Annotated in this window: 20 protein-coding genes; 12 read left to right on the forward strand and 8 right to left on the reverse strand. The window is 67.3% G+C overall.

The window, feature by feature from the left end; translation table 11 throughout:
* Nucleotides 1-82: 82 nt before the first annotated feature.
* Nucleotides 83-937 (reverse strand): alpha/beta fold hydrolase, encoded by an 855-nt coding sequence (locus tag DAT35_RS22110; RefSeq protein WP_108069087.1) that lies wholly within the window; start codon nt 935-937, stop codon nt 83-85.
* A gap of 142 nt (nt 938-1,079) precedes the next feature.
* Between DAT35_RS22110 and DAT35_RS22115 the strand changes: the two genes are divergently transcribed.
* The 5 genes from DAT35_RS22115 (at nt 1,080) to DAT35_RS22135 (ending at nt 6,558) form a co-directional block, all read left to right on the forward strand.
* Entirely contained in the window at nt 1,080-1,736 is a 657-nt protein-coding gene (locus tag DAT35_RS22115; protein WP_158501825.1) for a TetR/AcrR family transcriptional regulator, read from the forward strand.
* Nucleotides 1,737-1,876: 140 nt separating this feature from the next.
* Entirely contained in the window at nt 1,877-2,833 is a 957-nt protein-coding gene (locus DAT35_RS22120) for a hypothetical protein (protein WP_108069089.1), read from the forward strand.
* Nucleotides 2,834-2,895: 62 nt separating this feature from the next.
* Nucleotides 2,896-3,780 (forward strand): hypothetical protein, encoded by an 885-nt coding sequence (locus tag DAT35_RS22125; RefSeq protein ID WP_108069312.1) that lies wholly within the window; start codon nt 2,896-2,898, stop codon nt 3,778-3,780.
* Between the two features lie 20 nt (nt 3,781-3,800).
* Complete coding sequence (locus DAT35_RS60855; RefSeq protein WP_233261634.1) at nt 3,801-5,825, forward strand: PEP/pyruvate-binding domain-containing protein; 2,025 nt, start codon at nt 3,801-3,803, stop codon at nt 5,823-5,825.
* 49 nt (nt 5,826-5,874) lie between these two features.
* Nucleotides 5,875-6,558: a hypothetical protein gene (locus DAT35_RS22135; RefSeq protein ID WP_108069090.1), complete on the forward strand. Its 684-nt coding sequence runs from the start codon at nt 5,875-5,877 to the stop codon at nt 6,556-6,558.
* A gap of 17 nt (nt 6,559-6,575) precedes the next feature.
* Here DAT35_RS22135 and DAT35_RS22140 read toward each other — a convergent pair whose 3' ends face one another.
* A complete protein-coding gene (locus DAT35_RS22140) occupies nt 6,576-7,103 on the reverse strand; it encodes a tenascin-X (protein WP_108069091.1) in 528 nt (175 codons plus the stop codon).
* Nucleotides 7,104-7,296: 193 nt separating this feature from the next.
* Here DAT35_RS22140 and DAT35_RS22145 point away from each other — a divergent pair, with 193 nt between their 5' ends.
* Nucleotides 7,297-8,700: a cytochrome P450 gene (locus DAT35_RS22145; RefSeq protein WP_108069092.1), complete on the forward strand. Its 1,404-nt coding sequence runs from the start codon at nt 7,297-7,299 to the stop codon at nt 8,698-8,700.
* A gap of 68 nt (nt 8,701-8,768) precedes the next feature.
* Nucleotides 8,769-10,316 (forward strand): carbohydrate-binding protein, encoded by a 1,548-nt coding sequence (locus tag DAT35_RS22150; protein ID WP_108069093.1) that lies wholly within the window; start codon nt 8,769-8,771, stop codon nt 10,314-10,316.
* Nucleotides 10,317-10,336: 20 nt separating this feature from the next.
* On the opposite strand, the gene DAT35_RS22155 is transcribed toward DAT35_RS22150, so the two are convergent.
* Complete coding sequence (locus DAT35_RS22155; protein WP_108069094.1) at nt 10,337-11,242, reverse strand: LysR family transcriptional regulator; 906 nt, start codon at nt 11,240-11,242, stop codon at nt 10,337-10,339.
* Nucleotides 11,243-11,312: 70 nt separating this feature from the next.
* A complete protein-coding gene (locus DAT35_RS22160; protein WP_158501826.1) occupies nt 11,313-12,407 on the reverse strand; it encodes a kelch repeat-containing protein in 1,095 nt (364 codons plus the stop codon).
* 267 nt (nt 12,408-12,674) lie between these two features.
* On the opposite strand from DAT35_RS22160, the gene DAT35_RS22165 reads away from it, so the two are divergent.
* Complete coding sequence (locus DAT35_RS22165; protein ID WP_108069096.1) at nt 12,675-13,871, forward strand: serine hydrolase; 1,197 nt, start codon at nt 12,675-12,677, stop codon at nt 13,869-13,871.
* 30 nt (nt 13,872-13,901) lie between these two features.
* Here the strand turns inward: DAT35_RS22165 and DAT35_RS22170 are convergent, their stop codons facing one another.
* Nucleotides 13,902-14,543 carry a glutathione binding-like protein gene (locus DAT35_RS22170; RefSeq protein WP_108069097.1) on the reverse strand — a complete coding sequence of 214 codons (642 nt, stop codon included), beginning with the start codon at nt 14,541-14,543 and terminating at the stop codon, nt 13,902-13,904.
* Between the two features lie 104 nt (nt 14,544-14,647).
* Between DAT35_RS22170 and DAT35_RS22175 the strand changes: the two genes are divergently transcribed.
* The 3 genes from DAT35_RS22175 to DAT35_RS22185 are packed head-to-tail and all read left to right on the forward strand — an operon-like array spanning nt 14,648 to nt 19,651.
* Nucleotides 14,648-15,577 (forward strand): LysR family transcriptional regulator, encoded by a 930-nt coding sequence (locus DAT35_RS22175; RefSeq protein ID WP_108069098.1) that lies wholly within the window; start codon nt 14,648-14,650, stop codon nt 15,575-15,577.
* 44 nt (nt 15,578-15,621) lie between these two features.
* A complete protein-coding gene (locus DAT35_RS22180) occupies nt 15,622-18,375 on the forward strand; it encodes a TonB-dependent receptor domain-containing protein (protein WP_108069099.1) in 2,754 nt (917 codons plus the stop codon).
* Nucleotide 18,376: 1 nt separating this feature from the next.
* Nucleotides 18,377-19,651, forward strand: a complete 1,275-nt coding sequence (locus DAT35_RS22185) for a hypothetical protein (RefSeq protein WP_108069100.1) — start codon at nt 18,377-18,379, stop codon at nt 19,649-19,651.
* A 36-nt stretch (nt 19,652-19,687) separates the two neighbouring features.
* On the opposite strand, the gene DAT35_RS22190 is transcribed toward DAT35_RS22185, so the two are convergent.
* Both DAT35_RS22190 and DAT35_RS22195 read right to left on the reverse strand, forming a co-directional pair.
* A complete protein-coding gene (locus tag DAT35_RS22190) occupies nt 19,688-19,915 on the reverse strand; it encodes a hypothetical protein (protein ID WP_108069101.1) in 228 nt (75 codons plus the stop codon).
* Between the two features lie 87 nt (nt 19,916-20,002).
* Nucleotides 20,003-21,613, reverse strand: a complete 1,611-nt coding sequence (locus DAT35_RS22195) for a sigma 54-interacting transcriptional regulator (RefSeq protein WP_108069102.1) — start codon at nt 21,611-21,613, stop codon at nt 20,003-20,005.
* 159 nt (nt 21,614-21,772) lie between these two features.
* Here DAT35_RS22195 and DAT35_RS22200 point away from each other — a divergent pair, with 159 nt between their 5' ends.
* On the forward strand, nt 21,773-22,225 hold the full coding sequence (locus DAT35_RS22200) for a nuclear transport factor 2 family protein (RefSeq protein WP_108069103.1): 453 nt from the start codon (nt 21,773-21,775) through the stop codon (nt 22,223-22,225).
* A 6-nt stretch (nt 22,226-22,231) separates the two neighbouring features.
* Here the strand turns inward: DAT35_RS22200 and DAT35_RS22205 are convergent, their stop codons facing one another.
* The gene (locus DAT35_RS22205; protein WP_108069104.1) at nt 22,232-23,002 is read right to left on the reverse strand and encodes a hypothetical protein; all 771 of its coding nucleotides are present in this window, start codon (nt 23,000-23,002) and stop codon (nt 22,232-22,234) included.
* Between the last annotated feature and the right edge of the window lie 92 nt (nt 23,003-23,094).

Raw genomic sequence — 23,094 nt, forward strand, 5'->3', positions numbered from 1 at the left:
GAAGGCCGTGATTCGTCCTGGAAGAGGGTTCGCCGTCCCCGCCCATCCCAAAAAAAGTGAAGGGACGGGCCTGAAAGAAGGCTCACTGCGGATCGTGGGTGTTGATGAACGCCACGAGGCTCTGGAGATAGAGCGGGTCGACGATGGTCGTGAGGTGTGAGCGGCCCGGCACGATGACGTTCTCGAACTGGCTCAGCTCGCGCGTCATGCGCATCGTTCTCGAGTAGGGGTTGTCGAACTCACCGTTCACGGCCTGCACTGGGAAGTCGATCCGGGTCAGGTCGATCGGCTGAGGCCACCAGGTGCCCCAGGCGATGGCCACGGCCTCGTACGCGGCGTAGTCCGGTTCGGGCTGCTCCTCCATGGCGCTGTTGAAGCGCTCCAGGATTTGAGGCTCTTCGGGATCCGTTCCCTTGGGATCTCGTGCCTCGGCCTCGGCCTTGAGTGCCTCGTCGGTCTCTTCCACCCCCGCGCCTCCGATGGTGGCGGTGATGAATCTCTCCGGAACCCGGGCCATCAGCACGCGCGTCATCGAGCCACCCATGGAGTAGCCGCCGATGTGGGCCTTGCCAATCTCCAGATGGTCCATGAGCTCGATGACATCGGTGACCATGCGCTCACCGTACGCGGCGGCCTCGTGTGGCTTGTCGCTCTCACCATGGCCCCGCTGGTCGAGGAGGATGACCCGATGCCGCGCCGCCAGGGCTTGCGCGAAGCCCGGGGCGACCCAGGCTCCGCCCGCCGTCCCCATGTAGCCGTGCAAGAGCACGACGGGCGTCCCTTTCCCCTCGAGCTCCAGATAATGCAGCTTCACCCCGTCGCTGGCGGTGAACCACCGATCGACAGGTTCAACCGACGCACTCGGCGCTGGGCCGGTCCCGCAGCCGACGAGTGCCACGGATGCCATCGCAACGGCGGCCACGAATGATTTCAACATGTGGAGTCTCCGTTTGTCCGACAGGCCTGCGATTCAGCCGGATGGACGAAAATTTAGCCGCCCGGCCAATTCGCGTCAATGCGCGGACTTCACAGGGAGCGCGTGGCTTGATGCACCCGGGCGGCCATGCCAGCATCCGGCCGTGACGTCGGAATCCAGTTCGAAAGGCCCTCGGAGCTCGTTCATCGAGGAGGCGCGCCGCGCGCAGATCGTCCAGTGCGCGATCGAGACCATCTCCACCCACGGCTATGCGCAGACCTCGCTCGCGCTGATCGCGGAGCGCGCGGGGATCAGCAAGGGGGTCATCTCCTACCACTTCGCTGGCAAGGAGGAGCTCATCACGCAGGTCTTCACCGAGGTGATGACGCTGGCGGCGAAGTCGGTCCTGCCGCTGGTGGAGAAGCAACCGAAGGCGAGTGGCAAGCTCCGCGTCTATATCGAGGGCAGCATCGCGTTCATCGGGACCCACGGCCCCCATTCGATCGCGCTCCTCGAGATCTGGAATGGCTTGCGTACCGCACAAGGCCGTCCGGTCTTCGACGCCACGTCCTATGAACCGGGCCTCGACTTCCTGCAGAGCATCTTTCGCCAGGGCCAGACCGAGGGCGAGTTCCGGCGGTTCTCCCCGCGCATCATGGCGGTGACGGTCCGGTCCGCGATCGACGGGGTGCTGGTCCAACGCATCACGTATGGCGACAAGGTCGACCTCGAGGAGTCCTCGCGCGAGCTGGTGGCGCTGTTCGAGGCGGCCACCGCGCGGCCGGTGCGCGGCGGCAAGCGCTCGCGCTCGTCGTCGTGACCTGAGGCCTGCGGGAGGCGGGCCGGCTGTACGCGGAAAACCCGACGAAGGGTGGGGTTCATAATTCCTTAAGGTTTTCGAGCCAATCTTGTGACACGCACGAACCCCGCCGTGCGTGGATTGGCTCTGGAGACCGCATCGTGAAGACACGTCATGGCGCCCGGTACCTGCTGCTCCTCGCGGTATGGGGATCGGGTTGCAACTCCTCGTCGCCAGAGCCTTCGGACGAGAGCGAGGACACAGACACTTCCGAGCTCACCTACAAGCCCTGCGACGCGAGCCAGCGGGTGGGGCAATTCACCGTCGAGCTCGGAGAGGGATACACGGCGGTCCAGGGGCGCGTGCTCAGCGGCGTGGTTCCGGCCAACGTGCGGCAGGTGGAGGCCCAGGAGGGTGAATGCCGCCTCCTGCGTGGACGCACGCTCTTTTGTGATCCAGCCTGTGGCGCCTCGCAGACCTGTGGTGAAGGCGGCGTCTGTATTGCCTATCCCACCGCGCGGAGCGTGGGCACGGTGCGGGTCCAGGGGCTGAAGGCCGAGCTCTCCATGACGCCGAACTCGGCGAAGTTCTACTCCAGCGCCGGGACGACGCTGCCCCACCCGGGATTCGATGAAGGCGCCACCCTCAAGCTCGTGGCCGGTGGCGCGGATGTGGAGGCGTTCTCGCTGCGAGGCCAGGGAGTCGCTGCCCTCGCTGCCTCCGAGGGCGCCATCACCCTCGAGCGGGACAAGCCAGTCACCGTGTCGTGGACACCCTCCGCGTCCTCCGCGGCGGCGCGCATCCACCTCGTCGTGGATCTCGCGCATCACGGGGGGATCGCCGCCTCACTCGAGTGTGATGGGCTCGCGGACACCGGGAGCTTCACCCTGCCCACGGGGCTCGTGTCGCGGTTGCTGGACGTGGGAGTGGCTGGCTTTCCCAAGGTCTCCATCAGCCGGCGCTCCGCGGACTCGGTGACCACCAGCGCCGGGTGTGTGGACCTGCTGGTCCTGTCCCAGGTGGACCGGGAGATTCTCATCCCCGGACTCGTGTCGTGCAGCGGTGACGAGGATTGTCCGGAGGGCAAGACCTGCCACTCGGACCTGACCTGTCAGTGAGGCAAAGCAGTCCTGTACGCCCGGTGTCTCGGATTCTCGAGCAGGGCAAGGAGTCTCCCACCATGAGAAGCACACGCATCCTTTCCGCTGTTGCGCTGTTCTCCCTGGGTGTTTGTGGCGCGGCGTGCGGTTCGAAGGACGGTGACACGGATTCGGACACGAATACCGGTGAGGACGGAACCGGAGGGGACGGCTCGACAGGTGGAGACACGGGAGGGTCGACAGGGGGAGACACAGGGGACGGCACGGGAAGCACGGACGAGCTGGCGCGGTTCAGCTTCTTCGTGACCAGTCTCGAGGCCATGCGAGAGCTCTCGGGCAGCCAGAATGGCTTTGGGGGTGATCTCCGCTTCGGTGAGGCGACGGGGCTGGAAGGGGCGGACAAGATCTGCCGGACCATCGCCGAGAAGGCCCTGCCGGGCGCCGGACAGAAGGTCTGGCGTGCCTTCTTGAGCGCGGCGAAGGCCAGTCCCACCGGTGGTCCTGTCAACGCCATCGATCGCATTGGTGAGGGGCCCTGGTACGACCGCAACGGCCGGCTCGTGGCCCAGAACAAGGCGGGACTCTCGAGCGCACGTCCCTCGGGCGACGCGCAGATCAAGAATGATCTGCCCAACGAGCGCGGCGAGCCCAACCACCAGGGGGTGGACAACCACGACGTCCTGACGGGCTCGAACAAGCAGGGGCAGTTCTCGGGCAGTGGCATGGGTAGCACGTGCAACGACTGGACGAGTTCGGTCGGGTCCACGGGGAAGCCCTATTGCGGCCACTCCTGGCCTCGCAGTGCCACCAATCCCACCAACGGAGGGCAGTGGCTCTCCGACCACCAGGTGCCGGGCTGTGCGCCCGGGGTCAATCTCTCCCAGACCGGCCCCGGTGATGGGACGGCCTCGGTGGGCGGGGGTGGCGGCTACGGTGGAATCTATTGCTTTGCCATCAATCCCTGAGCGTCTCCCCGGAGGTCCTCTTGCGCTCGTATTCGTTCTTCCTGGTGACCGCCGCGCTCCTTCTCGCGTGCTCGTCGAAATCCTCCCCCACCCCCGATGGGCAGGTGACAGAAGGGACCTGTGAGGTGGCGGAGGGCGCCTCGGCGCCCGAGTTCCTCAAGCGCATCGGGTGTCAGGGGGACTTCAGCGCTCTCGCGTCGGAGCCGCTCGACACGAGCATCCCGGGCGCCCGCTCGGTGAAGGTGGTGTTGGACCAGTTCGACGGCGACGCGCTCTACTTCCAGAACAGCCAGAAGTACGCCATTCATTACGAGTTCGTCTCCTCGCACCTGTCTGGTCAGGGATTGCCGATCGTCGGCTCGCTGGCGGACTTCAACCAGACGGAATACTACGCACCGGATCGACGCTTCATGCTCGGGGCCGTCACGTATTACGAAGGACCCGGAGTCTGGGCGCTTGAGATCGCGCCCTATGACACGTCCTCCGCGGCGATGATGACCCGGCTCTACGAGGCCGTTCGTGACGCGGGCTACTTCGGCTCGGCGCTCGTGTTCCACCCCACGTCCCAGGCGGTCGAGACGGAGGCGAAGAACCTGGGCTCGGCCATCCGGGTGATGACGACGGACGAGCTCTACGCGGCCATCGACTATCAGCCGCTCAACCTCGCCACCTCGGTCGGGCGGCTGCGGTTCGTCACGGCGGACGAGCTGGAGACGACCTACCTCTCGTACCGCGACATCGTCGTGTTGGATCGCCTGCCCAATGACATTTCGACGATCGTCGGCATCATCACCGAGGAATTCCAGACGCCGCTGTCGCACGTGAACGTGCTGTCGCAGAACCGCAAGACGCCCAACCTGGGGCTGCGCGGTGCGATGACGAACCCGCAACTGCGAGCGCTCGAGGGCAAGTGGGTGCGGCTCACCGTCGGCGCGTTCAGCTGGAGCATCGAGGAGGTGACGAGCGCCGAGGCCGATACGTATTGGGCAGAGCACAAGCCGGTCCCCGTGGTGCTGCCCGCGGCGGACCTGTCGGTGAAGGAGCTGCGCGACATCGAGGACGTCGTGGTCGAGGGCTCGGGCTCGCTGCGTGAGGCGATCAAGGCCGCGGTCCCCGCGTTCGGAGGCAAGGCCGCGCACTACTCCATCCTGGCGAAGACGGAGGGACTGCCCGTCCGCAAGGCCTTCGCCATCCCGGCCTGGTACTACGTGCAATTCATGGAGGAGAACGGGTTCTACGCCCGGTTGGATGCGTTGCTGGCGGATCCCGAGTTCAGGGAGAAGCCCGAGGTTCGCGACGCGCGCCTCGAGGAATTCCGCGACGCGATGAAGAAGGCGCCGGTGAACGCAGAGTTCCAGGCGATGCTCCAGGCGAAGCTGGCGGCGGACTACCCGGGGCTCACCATGCGGTTCCGCACCAGCACGAACAGCGAGGACCTGGAGGGGTTTCCGTGCGCGGGCTGCTACGAGTCACACACGGGAGACCCGAGTGACTGGGCGGATGTCCTCAAGGCCATCCGGAAGACGTGGGCCAGCATCTGGCTGTTCCGCACGTTCGAGGAGCGTGAATTCAACAGCATCGACCACAAGTCGGTGGTGATGGCGCTGCTGGTGCACCACAACTTCCCGGAAGAGGAAGCCAATGGCGTGGCGCTCACGGCGAACCCCTTCGACCCGTCGGGCTTGCAGCCGGGGTTCTACGTGAACGTCCAGTGGGGCGGAGACGCCGAGGTGGTGCATCCACCCGCGGGAATCACGAGCGACCAGTTCATCTACGAGTTCCACCAACCCGGGCTCCCCATCACGTACCTGTCCCGCTCCAACCTGGTGGAGGCCGGGCAGACGGTGCTGACGTCCGCCCAGGTGTATGAGCTGGGCAAGGCGCTCGATGCCATCCACGAGCGCTTCTCGCCGGCCTACGGGCCGCGAGCGGGCAACACCGGCTGGTACGCCATGGATGTCGAGTTCAAGTTCGACGGCGAGCCCGGCGAGACGCCGAAGCTGTCGGTCAAGCAGGCGCGTCCCCACCCCGGGCGGGGGCAATGAAGGGCTTCGTAATGAAGGGCCTCGTGATGGGGCCCAGGAGGTCCAGGTGATGAAGTCCTCTCGGCTGTTCCAGGTCATCTTCCTGTCCGGGTTCATCACCGCTGGCTGCGGTGGGAGCACCTCCAGCAACCCCACCGTGGAGCCCACCTCCGGTGCGCTGCTGCCCTGGAAGGTGGGAAACCGTTGGACCTACCGGGTCACCGATGATGGCGAGGTCTCGGAGAAGGAGACCACGGTGGGCGAGCTGGAGCCCGTGGGTGGCACGGGGCCGAACCGGGATGTCCTCGCGAACAAGGTGGTGACTCGCAAGGGAACGGCGGACAAGACCGTCAGTTGGCAGGCTGTCTCGGGTTCGCGGCTCGTCCGTTACCGGGAGCAGTCCTTCCGCGCGAACACGGACACCGTCGAGACCGAGGATTCCTGGGCGCCCGCCAAGCTTCATGTCGACGAGGCGCCCGAGCATGCCGCCGTGGGCGCGAGCTGGCTGGAGAGCTACGAGGAGACGGAGCTGGAGACCGGAGAACAGCCGAGCACGGAGACCGTCCGTGAACAGTGGACCGTGATCGCCGACGACGAAACCGTCACGGTCCCCGCTGGGACCTTACGTGCGCTCGTCCTACGGAAGTCCGGCACCAGCAAGACCAAGACCTATTGGTTCGTCCGCGGCATCGGCAAGGTGAAGGAGACCGGTGGGCAGACCGAGGAGTTGGTCAGCTACGAGCTGGTGCCGTAGACAGGGTCCGGGTGCCGTCAGGGCCGGGGCTCCTGGGGGCACGGCGTCGTAGGCGTGCAGAGAGGGTTGCAGTCGGCGGTGCACCAGGACATCTCCTCGGAAGTGCAGAGGCCATCACCGCAGGTGGGGCCGTTGCAGTCCAACGCGCAGGTGGCCGACGTCTCCCCGTTGTTGCACAGGCCATCGCCGCACCAGGCGGTGGGGGGGCTGCAGTCGACCGCGCAGGTGGCCGACGTCTCCCCGCCGTTGCAGACGCCATCACCACACCACGGAAGGGGGGCGCAGTCGGACGAACAGTTGTCGCTCGTCTCCCCGTGGCTGGAGTCACAGATACCGTCACCGCAGATGTAGGCGCACGGCTGACAGGCATTCAGCGCGGACACTCCCTGGTTCCCCGGCGCGAAACCGCAAGGGCAATCCAGGGCCTCAGTTTTGTCCTGCACAGGGGCCGGTGCTGTCGCCTGTGCGTCGAGCTCCGCGCTACCGCAACCCACGAGCCCGCCGAGAGACAACCCAACCAGGACGACGACGCAACGCATCTTCATGTAGGAGTTCCTTGTGAGAGTTGATTCTTATTGCATGCGAAAATGATACAAAGCTGAAAATCGGGCCAGTCGGGACTGGAACGAGTCAGCGGAGCCTCCAGTGTATGGAAGTAAGTAGTGTTTGATAAGTGTCATTTGGGGTCCTAATATCGGCGGCGAGAACTGCAGTGGTTGCCCATGTGAGGACACCGCCATGGCCGTCGCAGTGAGTCTCAAGCCCCTCAACCGCGTTCCTGGAAGTTTCATCTTTGGCAACCTGGAGGACTTCAAGAACAACCGCTTGGAGTTGTTGCTGCGCGTCAAAGAGACCTGCGGTGAGGTGGGCTCCTTCCGGCTCGGCCCGCTCTCGGTGCTGGTGGTCAGCTCTCCTCACCTGGCCCACACCATCCTGGTCAACCATCCCCAGGACTTCGACGGGGGCCCGCTCGTCCGCAACTTCATGCCACTGGTGGGAGAGCGGAGCGTGATCTTCCTCCAGGGCGAGCCCCACCGGCTGCAGCGCAAGCTCCTGGCTCCCATCTTCCAGCCGCGGCGGTTGGCCGCGTTCTCCACGACCATGGTGCAGTTCACCCTGGATACGCTCGAGCGCTGGCAGGACGGTCAGCACATCGACGTGGTGCACGAGATGGGGCTCCTGACGATGCGGGTCGCCGGGAAGGTGCTGTTCGACGTGGACTTCCTCAACGAGTCGCCGGAGTTGAACGACGCGGTGATTACCACCGTGGAGCATCTGGAGCACATGACCTCCAGCATGCCGCCGCTCCCGCTCTTCGTGCCGACCGCCCGCAATCGCAAGGCCCTCCGGGCGCTGGACACCATCTCCCGCAGCATGAAGGCGATGATCGACGAGCGGCGTCACCACGTGCGCGCGGACAGCAATGACCTGCTGTCCCTGCTGCTGCAACAGCGGGACGATGAGGGTCAGCCCATGGACGATGGGCAGATTCGCGACCACATCATGACCTTCTTCGCCGCCGGCAACGAGACGACGGCCTTCACGCTGAGCTGGGTGCTGTATCTGCTCGCCCGCCACCCCGAGGTGCACGCCAGGGTTCGCCACGAGGTGGACTCGGTCCTGGGTGGGCGCCCGCCCACCTACGAGGATCTGCCCGCGCTGGGATACCTGCTGCAGGTCATCAAGGAGACGCTGCGCCTCTATCCCGTCGTCTACATGCAGGCCCGCTGCGCCGTGCGCGACCTGGAGATCGACGGCTACGCGATCCGCAAGGGCCAGATGCTCCTGATCCCCCCCTACTGCATCCACCGCGATTCCGAGTACTTCCCCGAGCCCGAGCGGTTCGATCCGGAGCGGTTCTCGCCGGAGCGCGAGAAGCAGATTCCCCGCCACGCCTACATGCCCTTCGGCGCCGGTCCGCACACCTGCATTGGCAATCACTTCGCGCTGATGGAGGCCCACCTCATCATGGCCACCCTCGTCCAGCGGTTGGACTTCGAGATGCTCGCGGGACAGGTGGTCACCCCCAAGGTGGCCGCGGTGACGCTCCAGCCCTCGCGCTACCAGATGAAGCTGACGCACAGGCCGCATCAGGAAGAGGACGTGTCGCGCCCGCGTGCTCGCGCCGCCGGGGGCTTGTGAGTGCGCATGTCTTGACAACTCCGGGATTCGTGTCTAATCGGCTTTTCCGGTTTTGCCTGGAGAAGCCCATGAGACGAATCAACCCCGCGGTCGCCCTCGCACTGCCCTTGTTTCTGTCCGTGCCCGCGTTGGCGCAAACCGCGCCCGCGACCTGGCAGGAGCACTGGTTCGAGCACAACCAGCTGGTCTCCCGCGTCTACCAAGACAATGACGTGGCGGTTTATTTCGACAGTGCGGTGAACCGGTCCATCACCTGGCCCAACCAATACGTGGGTGAGGTGTGGCGGTATACCAAGCGGACCTACGGCCAGTTCAGCCGAGATCCGCAGTTGTATGCCATCTTCCACGCGGGCAAATACAGTGGCGGACACCCCTCCACGTACTTCGATGCCAGCCATGACAACCGGAACGTGATCGACGTGGGGTCCAGCTCCACCTCCGCCTGGACGAGTGGCACCGGCAATGACCTGGACCTCGTCACCCACGAGGTGGCCCACATCGTGGAGGGCGCCTCCAAGGGGGCCCACAACTCGCCCGCCTTCGGCCTCTGGGGCGACAGCAAATGGGCGGAGATCTTCGTCTACGACGTCTACGTGGGTCTGGGCAGGAGCGCTGACGTCAACCGGTGGTTCAATCTCATGCAGACCACCACGGACAGCTTCCCCCGGGCCAATACCCATTGGTTCAGGGATTGGTTCTATCCCATCTACAAGAACTACGGCGGCTCGGCGGTGTTGAACCGGTACTTCGTCCTGCTGGCCCAGTACTTCCCGAAGAATGGCAATGACTATGCGCGCGCCCTGAACTGGGGTGAGTTCGTCCACTTCTGGAGCGGGGCCGCGGGCGTCAATCTGAAGACCCTGGCCACCTCCGCCTTCGGCTGGCCCACCGAGTGGGAGGCCCAGTTCGTCCAGGCGCAGCGGGACTTCCCCTTCTCCTACTCGCCTCCGGGCGCCACCGCCGTCACCGTCTATCAGGACATCAACTACGGCGGCTACGCGGCGGGACTGCCCGTGGGCAGCTACACCCTGTCGGCCCTGCAGGCCCGGGGCGTGCTCAATGACGACATCACCTCCCTGAAGGTCGCGAGCGGCTACAAGGTCACCCTGTACGCCGACGACAACTTCACGGGGGCCACCCTCACCAAGACGGCGGATGACGCCTCGCTCGTGGACGACTCCTGGAACGACCGGGTCTCGTCGCTCGTCGTGAGCACCTCGGGGACGCCGAGCTCCACCCTCATCCAGGCGGAAGCCTACAGCGCGATGAGCGGGGTCATCACCGAGGCGACCTCCGACTCGGGCGGAGGCTCCAACGTGGGCGCGATCGATACGGGGGACTGGCTGGCCTACAACAGCATCACCTTCCCGGTCTCCGGCACCTATACGGTCGAGTACCGCGTCGCCAGCCTCTCGAGCGGAGGCCAGCTGTCGCTGGACCTGAACGCGGGAGCCATCGTGCTCGGCATGCTGAATGTCCCCGTGACGGGCGGCTGGCAGAACTGGACCACCATCTCGCACACCGTCAACGTCACGGCGGGGACCTACAACGTCGGCGTCTACGCTCAGGCCGGCGGGTGGAACCTGAACTGGATCCGCATCACCCAGGTCCCCTGACGCACGGACGCTCCACGCACTCAGACCGGGTTCAGCTCGGCGGCACGCTTCTCCAGCTCGCGCACCGCGAAGTCGATGAAGGCCCGGATGCGCGGCGTCTCCCGGAGGTCGGCGTGAACTCCCAGCCGGACCGGCATCACCGGTCCGGGCTGTGGTGTCTCGAGACGGCGAAGCGCCGGCCGGTGGTCGGCCAGCGCGCGTGGCAGGACCGCGAGTGCTTCGCCTGCTTCGACCGTCGCGAGCTGCGAGTGGACGCTGTTCGTTCGCAGAATCACCCGCGCCTCGGGAGCGAGCGCTCGCGACCACTGGTCCGGTGCCCAGTTGGGCCCTGTCTGCACCATGACGACCGCGTGCCCGGCGCAGCCCGCCGCGAAGTCCGGACGCCCGTGTTGCTTCAAGTACCTGGCCGAGGCGTAGAGGCCATACGCGACGTCGGCCACCTTGCGCTCGAAGAGGTCTTCCTGCTCGAAGGAGCCAAAGCGGAAGGCGACATCCGCATCGCGGCGAGACAGATTGAGGCGGCGCACCTCGTTGATGAGCTCGAGCGTCACCAGCCTGTGCTGCCCGCCGAACTTCGCCAGGATGGGCGCCACGATGTAGTCCCCGAACCAGCCAATGCTGGTCACGGTGAGGGGACCCTGGAGGCCCGTATCGCGCGCCGCGATGCGGCGCTCCACCACCAGGGCGCCCTCGTCCATGCGGTCGAGGCCTTCGACGAGGGCCGAGCAGAGCGGGGTCGGCGACAGCCCGTTCGCTCCGCGCTCGAACAACTTGACGCCGATGCGGTGCTCGAAGCCATCGAGCCGGCGGCTGACCGTTGGTTGTGTCGTCCCCAGGGCTCTCGCGGCGGCGCTCAGGGAGCCATGCCTGGCCACGGCGAGCACGATTCTCAGGTCATCCCAGTCCACTGCTCGGGATTCTCTCACGGTACCGCCCCGCCTCCACGCTGTTCTCTCCAGCGGTGGAGGCGGTGGCGGTGGGACTTCCGTGCCGCGCTCAGCGGGTGAAGCGCTCGATGGAAGTGAGAGACCCGTTGGTGCTGTTGTAGCCGCTCGTCACCAGCACCTGCCCCGTGTGGAGCAGCACCGCGTCATGGTTGCTGCGGGCCTGGTTCATGGGCACCGTGAGCAGCCACGCGTTCGCCGAGGGGTTGTACACCGCCGCCTGCCCGGAGCCGTTCGTCACCAGCACCTCTCCCGAGTAGAGCATCGTCGCGGAGAAGTACGGGCCGGGGATGGGCAGGGCGGGGCCGGCGACCCATTGATTGTTGTAGGGGTCGTACAGCTCCACCGAGTTGTCGCTCGAGGACCCGTTGCCCAGGATCATCACGTTGCCCGAGTAGAGCCGGACGGCGAGGTGGTCCTTGCGCGCCTGGGACATGTTGCCCGCCGGCGCCCAGGTGTTCGTGGACGGGTCATAGAGCTCGGCCGTGGAGATGTCGCCGTTGTTGGGTCCGGAGCCGCCCGCCACCAGCACCTTGCCCGAGTAGAGCAGCGTCGCGGTGTGGGCCGCGTGGGGAACGAGGCTGCTGCTCACGGTGCTCCACGTGCCCGTGTCCGGATCGTACAGCTCCGAGTTCCCCTGCTCACCCAGGTAGTAGATGCCGCCCACCATCAGCACCTTGCCCGAGTCCAGCCGCGTCGTGGTGTGATTGTAGCGCGGCGTGTTCGCGCTGCCCGATTCGGTCCACGTATTGGTGGTCTCGTCGTACAGCCAGGTGCTGCTCACCCACCTCATCGCGCCGCCGAGGCGGCCACCGGCCACCAGCACCTTGCCCGAGGGGAGCTCCGTCGCGGTGTAGCCGTGGCGCCCCCACTCAAAGGACCCGGCCAGCTGCCAGGTGTTCGTGTACGGGTTGTAGAGCTGCCCGAAGCCATCCTGTGTCAGCAGCACGTTGCCCGTGACGCGCAGCAGCGTGGCGGTACCCATTGTTACCGAGTTCTGCATGGGCGCGTTGGGGGTCCACGTGCCGACACCGGTCAGGGCCGCCTCGTGGGTTCCCAGCTCGGCTTCGGGGGAGAGCTCGGGCTGGCAACCCGTGGCAATGGATACGAATCCTGCCATCAGCAGGGACATACGCGTCTTCTTCATGGATACCTCTTCTGGAGATGGCGCCTGTAGATGGAGCCGCACCGTTGGCTCGGGTGCTCCTCTCAGGTAGGGAAAAAATGGATTCCGAGCAAGTGAAATGCATCCATTCCAGGCGGCTCTCATTTCCCACTCCGCGCCCGCCCGCACCGGGCCGATGGGTGGACGTATACGGTTTCGTATGAGGGCCCTACGAAATCATTGGCTGTCACGGCGGGTGTCGCCACCTACCTTGAAGGGCGAACGAAGGGACAACAGGAACTCCCCATCATGCCCTCTGCCATTGCCAACCTCTCCGTGGACAGCCCCCCAAACCCCAGCGTCGCCGAGGATCATGCCCTCTCGGTACGTCTGGACGAGGTCATCCACCGTGCGCTCACGGAGAAGCGGATTGTCGGGACCGTCGTTCTCGTCGCGCGGGATGGCCGCGTCGTCTACCAGCGCGCCGCCGGCTCCGCCGACCGTGAGGCGGGCCGGCCCATGCGGGAGAACGAGCTGTTCCGCCTGGCATCCATCACCAAGGTGATTGTGTCCGCCGCCGCCCTGGCACTCGTCGAACAGCACCAGCTCCAGCTCGAGGACCCGGTCACCCGGTGGCTCCCGGACTTCCGCCCGAAGCTGGAGGATGGCCGCGAACCCGTCATCACCGTGCGCCATCTGATGACCCATACCGCGGGATTGACCTACCGCTTCAGGGAGCCGGCGCATGGGCCGTATCATCGCGCCCGGATTTCCGAGGGGCTCGACCAGCCCGGGCTCTCCATGGAGGAGCACCTCCGGCGGATCGTCTCGGTTCCGCTGTCGTATGTGCCTGGGACGAGCTGGGGGTATTCCGTCGCCACCGATGTCCTGGGTGCGGTCATCGCTCGTGCCGGCGGGGCTTCGTTGCCCGAGGTGGTGGAACGCCTCGTCACCCGGCCTCTCGGCATGTCGGACACGGCCTTCAGCGTCAAGGATGTCGCCCGGCTCGCGACGCCCTACGCGGATGGGCACCCGGAGCCGGTGCGCATGGGTGAATCGCACACCCTGGCGACCCGTGCCAGTACCGTCACCTTCGTGCCCGGCCGGGTCTTCGACCCGCGCTCGTTTCCCTCCGGCGGAGGCGGCATGGTGGGCTCGGCCGGTGACATCCTGAAGTTCCTGGAGACGCTCCGGATGGGGGGTGCTCCGGTGTTGGGGGCGTCCACCGTCGAGCAGCTGACCACTGCCCACGTCGGCCCGGAAGCCGAGTCCTGGGGTCCTGGCTGGGGCTTCGGTCTCGGCGTGGGGATCCTCGTGGACCCGGCGAAGGCCGGGAGCCCGCAGTCGGCCGGGACCTGGCAATGGGGCGGCTCCTACGGCCACACCTGGTTCGTCGATCCGAAGCACCGCCTGACGGTCGTGGCGCTCACCAATACAGCGAGCGAAGGCGTGTTCGGCGCCTTCCCCGTCACCCTCCGTGATGCCATCTACGGCGCGGGCAGGTGAGTGATCCCTGGCGGGTGCCCCCCGCCATTTTCAAGCGTTGGCCTTCTTGTGCCTCGCCTGCTCCTCCATGTAGAGCACCCGCTCCTCCGCGAACGCCTTCGCCACGCTCGGCCTGTCGCGCAGACGCGAGACGTAGGCGCTGATCGCCGGCCATTTCTTCAGGTCGACCGGCGTCACCTGGGTCCAGTTCAGGACCGTGAACAGGTACGCGTCCGCGACGCTGAAGCGGTCGAGGAGGAACTCGCGGCCGGTCAGGTGCTTCTCCAGGTGGGAGAGGCGGGACGCCTCCTTCTCCAGCGCGTAGGCCTTCACGGCTTCGGGGGCCTTCGCGTCGAGGAGCGGCACGAAGAGCGCCTTGTGCAGTTCGGTTCCGATGAAGCACAACCACTGGTGCAGCCGGGCGCGCTCCATGCGGTCCGTCGGCGCGAGCTTCGCCTTGGGGAAGAAGTCGGCCACGTACTGCAGGATCGCCGCGTTCTCCGTGAGGATGTCGCCGTCGTCGGTGCGGAGGGTCGGCACGAGGCCGAGCGGATGGATCTCCCGGAAGTTCTTTCCGTCGCTCGTGAGCTTCGTCTTCGGGTCGACCTCGATGAACGAGGCCTCCACGCCTGCCTCGTGGAACGCGATGCGGGTCGCCATCGAACAGGACAGGGGCGAGAAATAGAGCTGCATGGGATTTCCTCCAGGGGTCGGTTTCGTTCCGTTCGCCGGAACGAGCGCTACTTTGCGCATCCCGGGGTGATGCGTCCAACGCATCCTTGGCATAGAGTCAATGCATGGATGACATTGCCCCTCCTCCGAGCCCCCGCCTCGACGTGCGCGACCTTCGCGTCGTGCTCGCCCTGGCCTCCGCCGGTACCACGGCGCAGGCCGCGTCCGTGTTGCACCTCACGCAGCCCGCGGTGAGCCGCGCGCTCCTCGCGGCGGAGGACAAGCTCGGCACGCGCCTCTTCGACCGCACGCCTCGAGGGCTCGTGCCCACCGCGGCGGGACAGCGCCTCGTCACCGGCGCGACGCGCCTGCTCGTGGAGTTGGGCGACCTCGAGCATCTGGTGCGCACGCCGGTGACTCCGCCCAGGCGCATCCGCCTCGTCTGCGAGTGCTACACCGCGTACCACTGGCTCCCGTCCACGCTCATGCGGCTGCGCAAGAGCCTGCCGGAGCTCGAGGTCGTGCTGGCGGTGGACCACTCGCGCGCTCCGGTCGCGGCGCTCGAGGCCGGAGAGCTCGACGTCGCGCTCATCACGACGTCGGTGGTCCCACGTGGCAGGCTCGAGGAGCGTCCGATCTTCTCCGATGAGGTCGTGTTCATCATGTCGGCGTCGCACCCGCTCGCGGCACGCAAGACGCTCACGCCCGCGGACCTCCGCGAGCACACGCTGCTGACCGGGCAGGCCGCGTCGGCGGAGTCGCACTGGTTCATGTCGAGCGTGTTCGGCCGGGCGAGGCCGCAGCTTCACTTCGAGCGGCTGCCGCTCACGGAGGCGATCCTCGACGTGACGCGTGCGGGCATGGGCATCGCGGTGCTCTCCGAGTGGATCGCCAGCCCCCACCTCGACAGGGGGGACCTCGTCGCGAAGCGCCTCGCGTCCGGACCGCTCCGCCGGCCCTGGCGCCTCGCATGGCGGCGGGAGGTGGATGACGCCGCACTCCGCCTCTTGTCCGCGCTCGAGAGCACCGCACCCCGGAGGCTCCTGGCGGGCTGACTTTTTTGATCAGAAATCCGGCACGCGGCGACTAAGGGGGCGACATGTACCTTTCGCCCGTGCTCGCACAGCGTCTCCGCTGGCCCGCTCGACTCTCCCTCGTCCTGATTCTATCGCTCGTGGTCTGGGCACCCCGCGCCCACGCCCAGGGTGTCCCCATCCCTTCTGGAGAGCAGCGGAAGGTGGAAGTCGATGTGCAGGCCCAGGATGGACGTTTGAAGCTGTCCACCGACGGAGAGGCGACGCTGGTACCGCCATCCCTCCTGGCGGACTCCCCGGCGGCCTGGCCCGAGGGCTATACCGGCCCCGGTGGCGAGGTGACGCTGGAATTGCTGGTGGATGAGACGGGTCAGGTCTCCGAGCTCACCGTCACCCAGGGCTCGGAGCCTCGTCTGGAGGAGGCGGCGAGGGCCGCGGCCCCGGGTCTCCGCTTCCAGCCAGCCACGCTCGGCGGAAAGCCCGTGGCGGTGCGTCTGCCCTTCGTCTACCGCTTCCAGGCCCCCGTGCAGGCTCCCGCGCGGGCGAAGGTGATGGGCACCGTGCGAGCCAAGGGCACGCGCCGCCCCCTGGCCGATGCCGCGCTCTTCCTCGACGGTGTCTCCACGCCCGTCTCCACGGACAGCGAGGGCCGCTTCACCCTCGAGGCCTCCACCGGCGCCCACTCCATCGAGGTGCGCGCTCCCGGTCACAAGCCCTTCACCTTCCAGGAGACCCTCTCCCCGGACGAGCACCTGGAGGTCGTCTACCGCCTGGAGCCCCTGGTGGTGAACCCCTACGAGACGGTGGTGCGCGACGACCGCCCCCGCACCGAGGTGACGCGCGTCAGCCTGCACGAGCAGGAGATCCGCGAGGTGCCCGGCACCCAGGGCGATCCCTTCCGCGTCGTCATGCTGATGCCCGGTGTGGGCAGCCTCGCGTCCGGCATCTCCTACCCCGTCGTGCGAGGCAGCCAGCCCGCCGCCACCGGCTTCTTCCTCGATGGCATCCGCATTCCCATGCTGTACCACCTGTTGCTCGGTCCCGCGGTGGTGCAGCCGGACTTCGTCGACACCATCGACTTCTACCCGGGCACGCCACCGGTGCGGTACGGGCGGCAGTTGGGCGGCGCGGTGGAGGGCCGCATCTCGCGTCCTCGCGAGGACCGGCTGCACGCCACCGTCTCCGTGGACCCCATCAACAGCGGTGTCTTCGTGGAGGCGCCCATCCCCTCCACCGGCACCAGTGTCAGCGTGGCCGGCCGGATGAGCTACTCCGCGCTGCTCATCTCGCTCATGTCCAACATCCTCCAGGAAGAGGGCGTGGGCCGCGTGCGCGCCAATTTCTGGGACTACCAGGCCCGTATCGAGCAGAAGGTGGGGGAGGGACGTCTGCGCCTCTTCGCCCTGGGCAGCTCCGATGGCGTGGGCGTGCGTCCGGATGAGGACGTGCCCGCCAGCGAGGGTGGTGGCGTCGTCACGCGCTTCCATCGGGTGGACCTGCGCGGGACATACCCGCTCGCGGGCGGCGAAGGGGAGCTGGGCATCACCGCCGGCATGGATGAACTGGGGCTCACCGCCGAGCAGGGGCCCCAGGTCGTGGGCGAGTACGCCCTGCGCCAGGTGAGCCTCGCGGCCCGGGCGCTCTGGACGCGGGAGTGGAACAGGTCGCTCCGGCTCTCCGTGGGCGCGGATCTCGAGCACCGTCGCGCCGCGGTGATCATCACCGGCATCGCGACGCCCGTCGGCTCGCGAGGCCAGCCGCCCGAGGATCCGCTCAAGAGCCCCTCCTCGCTCGCCCTCTTCAGCGGGGCCCACGCCGAGCTTCAGTGGAACCCGGTCCCGAGCTGGTTGCTCATCCCCGGCGTGCGCGCGGACCTCTACCACCTGGTGCCCGGCATCACCCACGCCGCGCTGGAGCCCCGGCTGACCGTGCGCCATGCCTTCTCGGAGACGCTCACCTTCAAGGGCGGCGCGGGCCTCTTCCACCAGGCCCCCACGGTGCTGATGCACCTGCCCGTCGTGGACACCTCGACGCTGCGCTACGGCTTGCAAGAGGGCGTGCAGCTCGACGTGGGGGCCGAATGGAAGGCTCGCGAGGGGCTCGAGTTGAGCGCCGACGCCTTCTACAACCCCTTGCTGCGCACGGTGGAGTTTGACCTGAAGAAGGCCCTGCAGAACCGGCGCCTCGACGGGCAGCCCCTGCCGGATCCCAGCTCGAGCGGCTACGCCTACGGCTTCGAGCTGATGGCCCGCCACCCGCTCGGACGCAACTGGTTCGGCTGGGCGTCGTACAGCTTCCTCCAGAGCCGGCGCCGCGTCCGCTTCAACCTCTTCGATGATCAGCAACACATCATCGGCAGCGCGACGGCTTCCCTCCCATTCGCCTTCGAGCAGCAGCATGTCTTCAACGCGGCCCTCAGCTACCGGTTCGGCAACAACTACACCGTGGGCACGGTGGTCCACTTCAATACCGGCCGCCCCGAGTCCGGGGAGATCACCTCGCGCACCCGCCGCGCCATCTACCGCTCAGATGGCTCTCCCGACTGGGGGGCGGAGAACCTGGATCGCGTCGGGCGCCTGCCCCCCTATTTCCGCGTGGACCTGCGCGCCTCCAAGACGTGGGTGATGGAGGACTTCACACTGGAGGCCTACCTGGATGTCCTCAACATCTCGCTCCAGCAGGAGGTGGTGGCCTACACGTACTCGCTCTCCGACGAGGAGCATGTGGCCGCCGATGGCACTTTCGTGCCGGGGCATTACCGCAAGCCCGTGCGTCTGCCCGTCATCCTCCCCCTCATCGGCCTGAAGGCCACCTACTGACATGAACCGACCGGTGTCTCGAGTCCTGTCCCTGCTCGCCCTGCTCACCGCCGCGGGCTGCGAGCCTCTCCCGGACGATCCCATCTATGCCTACGGGCAGGCGCTGCACGCGGATGGCGCTCCCCTGGCCGGGGTGACCCTGCCCGTCACCCGCGCGCTGGACACGAATGGCTCCAACACTGATTCCGAGGGCCGGCCTCTCGCTCCCGAGTTCTCGGACTACTCGACCACCACGACGGCGGCGGATGGAACCTTCATCGCGCAGGCGCTCGTGGGTGACATCCAGGAGGAAGGCGAGGGGACCTACCGCTTCCGGATGGTCACTCCGCTCGAGGAGGGCCGCGCGACCATCCTCTCGTACGTTCTGATGATGGGCTCCGACGTGGAGTTGCCTCCCCTGCGGCCCTGGGCCGCGAACCTCGCCTGGGTGGATGCGGACGGAGGGCCCACCCTGACCTTCTCGCCGCCGCCGCCTCCCGCCGAGCTGCCGCCAGCCGCCCACTACCTCAGCCTCATCGCGGAGGATGGTTCACTGGTTCCGCAGGTCACTCCCAATCCCAGGCCCGTATTGCAGCTCCTCAGCGAGGGAGCTCCGCTCTGGCAGCAGGTGGATGCGCACTCCCCCTGGACGCTTCATCCCTGGTTGCTCGAGGACTTCGCGCGTCCCGAAATCCAGGTGCGTGCCATGACCGCGGGGGTCTGGTCCTTCCAGCCCCTGGCTTCCAACAACGGGTTCCTGGAGTTCCGGCTCGAGTGGCGGAGTGAACGGCTTCCCGCGCCCTCCGGTGCGCTCCTCCCGCTCAGCCGTGGCGCCACGTGTCAGCCCGTGACGGAGGGCCCCTGTCCCTGGACGGATGGGAAGCTCACCCAGCTTCGCGTGAGGGATGGGGAGTCGGGCGCCACGCAGGTCGTCATCACGCTCCCTGTCTCCTCCCCCCTGTCCCGTGCCGTCATCCGCGCGCTCAATGTCTCGCACTTCTCACCGGAGGCGTATTCGCTGCGGCTCGAAGGGAGTGAGGACGGCGTGACCTGGAGTCCCCTCGTGGAGGCGGTGACCCTTCCGGGGGAGGACATGACGTCGTTCTACTACTCGGGCAGCTTCTGGGTGGCGGACAACCCCTTTGATGGGCCCCTGGTGATGGATGGCCACTCCCTCTTCCTGGACATCCCCCTCCAGGCTTCAACTCCAGTGCGCCACGTCCGGCTGACCGCTCAGGACTCCCGGGGAAGGCTCCTTCCGCTGTACCAGCTCGCCGAGCTCTCCCTCTTCAAGTGAGCGCCTCCACCCAGCGCACCGTTGGAAGGGAATGCCTCACGGAGTCAGAGGCGGTCCCTGGTGGGTCCGGTCGCGGGACAGGCCCCAGGCCACGAGGGCGACGAGGATGATGGCGAGCGCTACCAGCCACAGCCAGCCCAGGCCCCAGCGGGTGGACTCATAGGGCTCGTATGGCTCGATGGGCTTAGCCGACTGGGCGAGCGCCAGCGCTGGCGTGAGGAAGAGCGACCACAGGAATGCTTGCAGTGCGCGGAGATTCAACATGTTCGGCCTCCCACGGCCTGGGCTGGGACCGGGCCGCTCCTTGAACGGTCGTCACCTCCGGGGATGGGGACAAGGCACGGCTCCCCGTCATGCGGGCGAGCGGGGCTTCGGGATTCCAAGTGCCTTCATGCGTGAGGCCAGGGTCGTGGGCGGAAGGCCCAGCAGCGACGCGGCTCCTCCGGGGCCATACACTCGGCCCCCTGCCGCCTCCAACGCGGCCTGAAGGTTCTCCCGTTCCCGGCGGCGGAGCTCCGTGTCCGTGACGACGGTGGGCGTGGGCTGCCGCTCGGTCCGTGTGGAGGAAGCATGCGAGCGCCGCGCCTGCTCGGGCAGGGCCAGGTCCAGACGCAGCGTCTCCGCGCCGCGCGAGAGGATGACGGCCCGCTCGATGACGTTCTCCAGCTCGCGCACGTTGCCCGGCCAGTCGTAGCGCTGGAGCGCCTCGAGCTGCGCCGCTCCGAGCGCCGGTGCAGGGCGGCCGAGCCGTGCACTGGCCATGCGCACGAAGTGGGCGGCGAGCAGCGGAATGTCCTCCGTGCGCTCGCGCAGGGGGGGCACCTCGATGGGGAAGACGCTCAGCCGGTAATAGAGGTCCCTCCGGAAGCGGCCCTCGTGGACCTCGCGCTCGAGGTCCCGGTTGGTGGCGGCGATGACGCGCACATCCACCCGGCGCGTCTCGTCCTCGCCCACGCGCTCGAAGGTGCCCTCCTGGAGCACGCGCAGCAGCTTGCCCTGGAGCTCCAGCGGAATCTCCCCCACCTCGTCCAGGAAGAGCGTGCCGCCATCGGCGAGCTGGAAGCGCCCGGCCCGGTCCTTCAGCGCGCCGGTGAAGGCGCCCTTCACATGGCCGAAGAACTCGCTCTCGAAGAGCTCGCGCGGAATGGAGGCGCAGTTGACCCGGATGAGCGGCCGGCCGCGCCTTGGGCCTCGCTCGTGGAGGGCGCGCGCCACCAATTCCTTGCCCACGCCCGACTCACCGAGGATGAGCACGCTGGCGTTCGTGGCCGCTACCGGCTCGAGCTGCTGGAAGACGCGCTGCAACGGTGCGCTGCGCCCGATGATCTCCCCGAAGGACAGCGCGTCGCGGACCTCCTCGCGCAGGTAGTCCCGCTCCTGCTCCAGCCGCTCGCGCAGCCGCGCCAGCTCCTCGAAGGCCCGCGCGTTGGCGATGGCCACCGCCGCGTGGTCCGCGAAGGTGCGCAACCAGGAGAACTCGCGTGTGCCGAGCTCGCGCCGGCTGAACACGGCGAGCACACCCAGCACCTCGCCCCGGAAGACGAGCGGCTGTCCGGCGAAGGCGCGGATGCCCTCGCGCTCGGCCCAGGCCCGGTCGACGAGCCACTCCGAGTCCCCACCCACCCGTTGCAGCAGCATGCCCTGTCCCGTGGTGGCGATGCGCCCCACCTTCCGCACGCCGAGCGGGAAGCGGCGGAAGCGGCCATCCAGGCGCGTCCACGGCTTGCGCCCGTGCCGGGGTGTGCCCGCGCTCGCCACCAGGTGCAGGCAGCGCGAGGTGTCGGGGCACTCGGCGCGCATGGGGCAGGAGGCGCACAGGTCTCCGGGCCGGATGAGCCACAGGCGGGCGAGGGCCCACTCGGGTTGGGCCGCGAGTCCCCGCACCACGGCATCCAGCACCTCGTCCAGCGCGCGCACCTGTGCCACGGCCAGGGCGATGGATTGGAGCGCTTCCGGGAGCATACGGCCACCGTGCACGAGGACTCGTGGCGCCGCAACGATATCTCGTGGACCCCGAGATTTCGTGGTCCCCAGTTCGTACTCCGGCCGCGTAAGTGTTTGGGTTTACTGGGGTCGAGGCGCGGGGAGTGTTTGGCATGGAGTCTGCTGAAGCCCATCCCCATGACACGACACGAGACGACATCATCGAATCCCGCTGCGGCTCCCACGTCCCTCCGTCCGCCGTTCACCGAGGAGACGGCCCGGGCGAAGGTGAAGGCCGCCGAGGATGCCTGGAACTCGCGCGACCCGGAGCGGGTGGCACGGGCGTACACGGAGGACTCGGAGTGGCGCAACCGCACCGAGTTCTTCCGGGGGCGCGAGGCCATCCAGGCCTTCCTGCGGCGCAAGTGGGCGAGGGAGCTGGATTACAAGCTGATGAAGGAGCTGTGGGCGTACACGGGCAACCGCATCTCCGTGCGCTTCGAGTACGAGTGGCGCGACGCGCAGACGGGGCAGTGGATGCGCACCCATGGCAACGAGCACTGGGAGTTCGACGACTCCGGGCTCATGCGCCGCCGGGACATGAGTGCCAACGACTACCCCATCCAGGAGTCCGAGCGGCGCTACCGATAGAGCCGGTCAGAGGTCGGGACTGACGGGGGCGACGTCCTTGCTGGGCGCGTCCTCGCTCTTCTTCTTGGCGGCGCGCTTCGTCATCTTCTTCTTGAGCGGGGAGGCGACGCTCTCGGCCTTGGGCGCGGGTTCACCGGCCGCGCCGCTGACCTTCACCTCGGCCTCGTCGGGTCCACGGACCTTGTCGAGCGCGTTCTTGTCGTAGATGGAGATCCACCACCCTCCGAACCCATCGTCCGCGGTGGGAGGGGTGATCTCGAACGTGAGGCCGGCGCGCTCGAGCTTGTCCTGACCGAGCGCCAGGCCGTGGACCAGCTCCCGGTCGGCCGCCTTCTGGAGCAGTCCCGCCATCAGGCGACGGATCTCCTCCTTGGTGCTGTTCTTGCCGGCGTAGACGCCAATCTCCACGCCCGCGGGGTGCTGGGGGTCTCCATAGATGTTGAGCTCGAACTGCGCCGCCTCGTACGAGAGATAGCGGACGGAACGGAAGACTCCAGCCTCGATGAACTCGGAGGGGACCTGCTTGAGGTCCTTCCCCCCGAACTGCTTCGCGAAGGTCTCGATGATGAGTCCGGAGTCGATGAGGCGGCCCTCGGTCTCGGGGTGTCTGGAGGCGCTGGCGGCTGGGGCGGACAGCGGAGCCGAGGTGGTCCTCGCGGCCTGGGGGGCGGGCGGAGTGGACGGCTCATCGGGCCGCGTCCGGTTGGCGTTCGGGCAACCGCCGAGCACTGCAACCGTGAGGAGTCCACTGGCGACGGCCGACTTCGGGTTCATCATTTCCTCTCTCGACGATGGGAATCGGGAAGTGCGCGCACACTACCGGATGCAGGCACGGACTCGATAGCCACCACCCGGAGACCAGCCGAGCA

Source organism: Vitiosangium sp. GDMCC 1.1324, assembly GCF_003044305.1.
GTDB lineage: Bacteria > Myxococcota > Myxococcia > Myxococcales > Myxococcaceae > Archangium.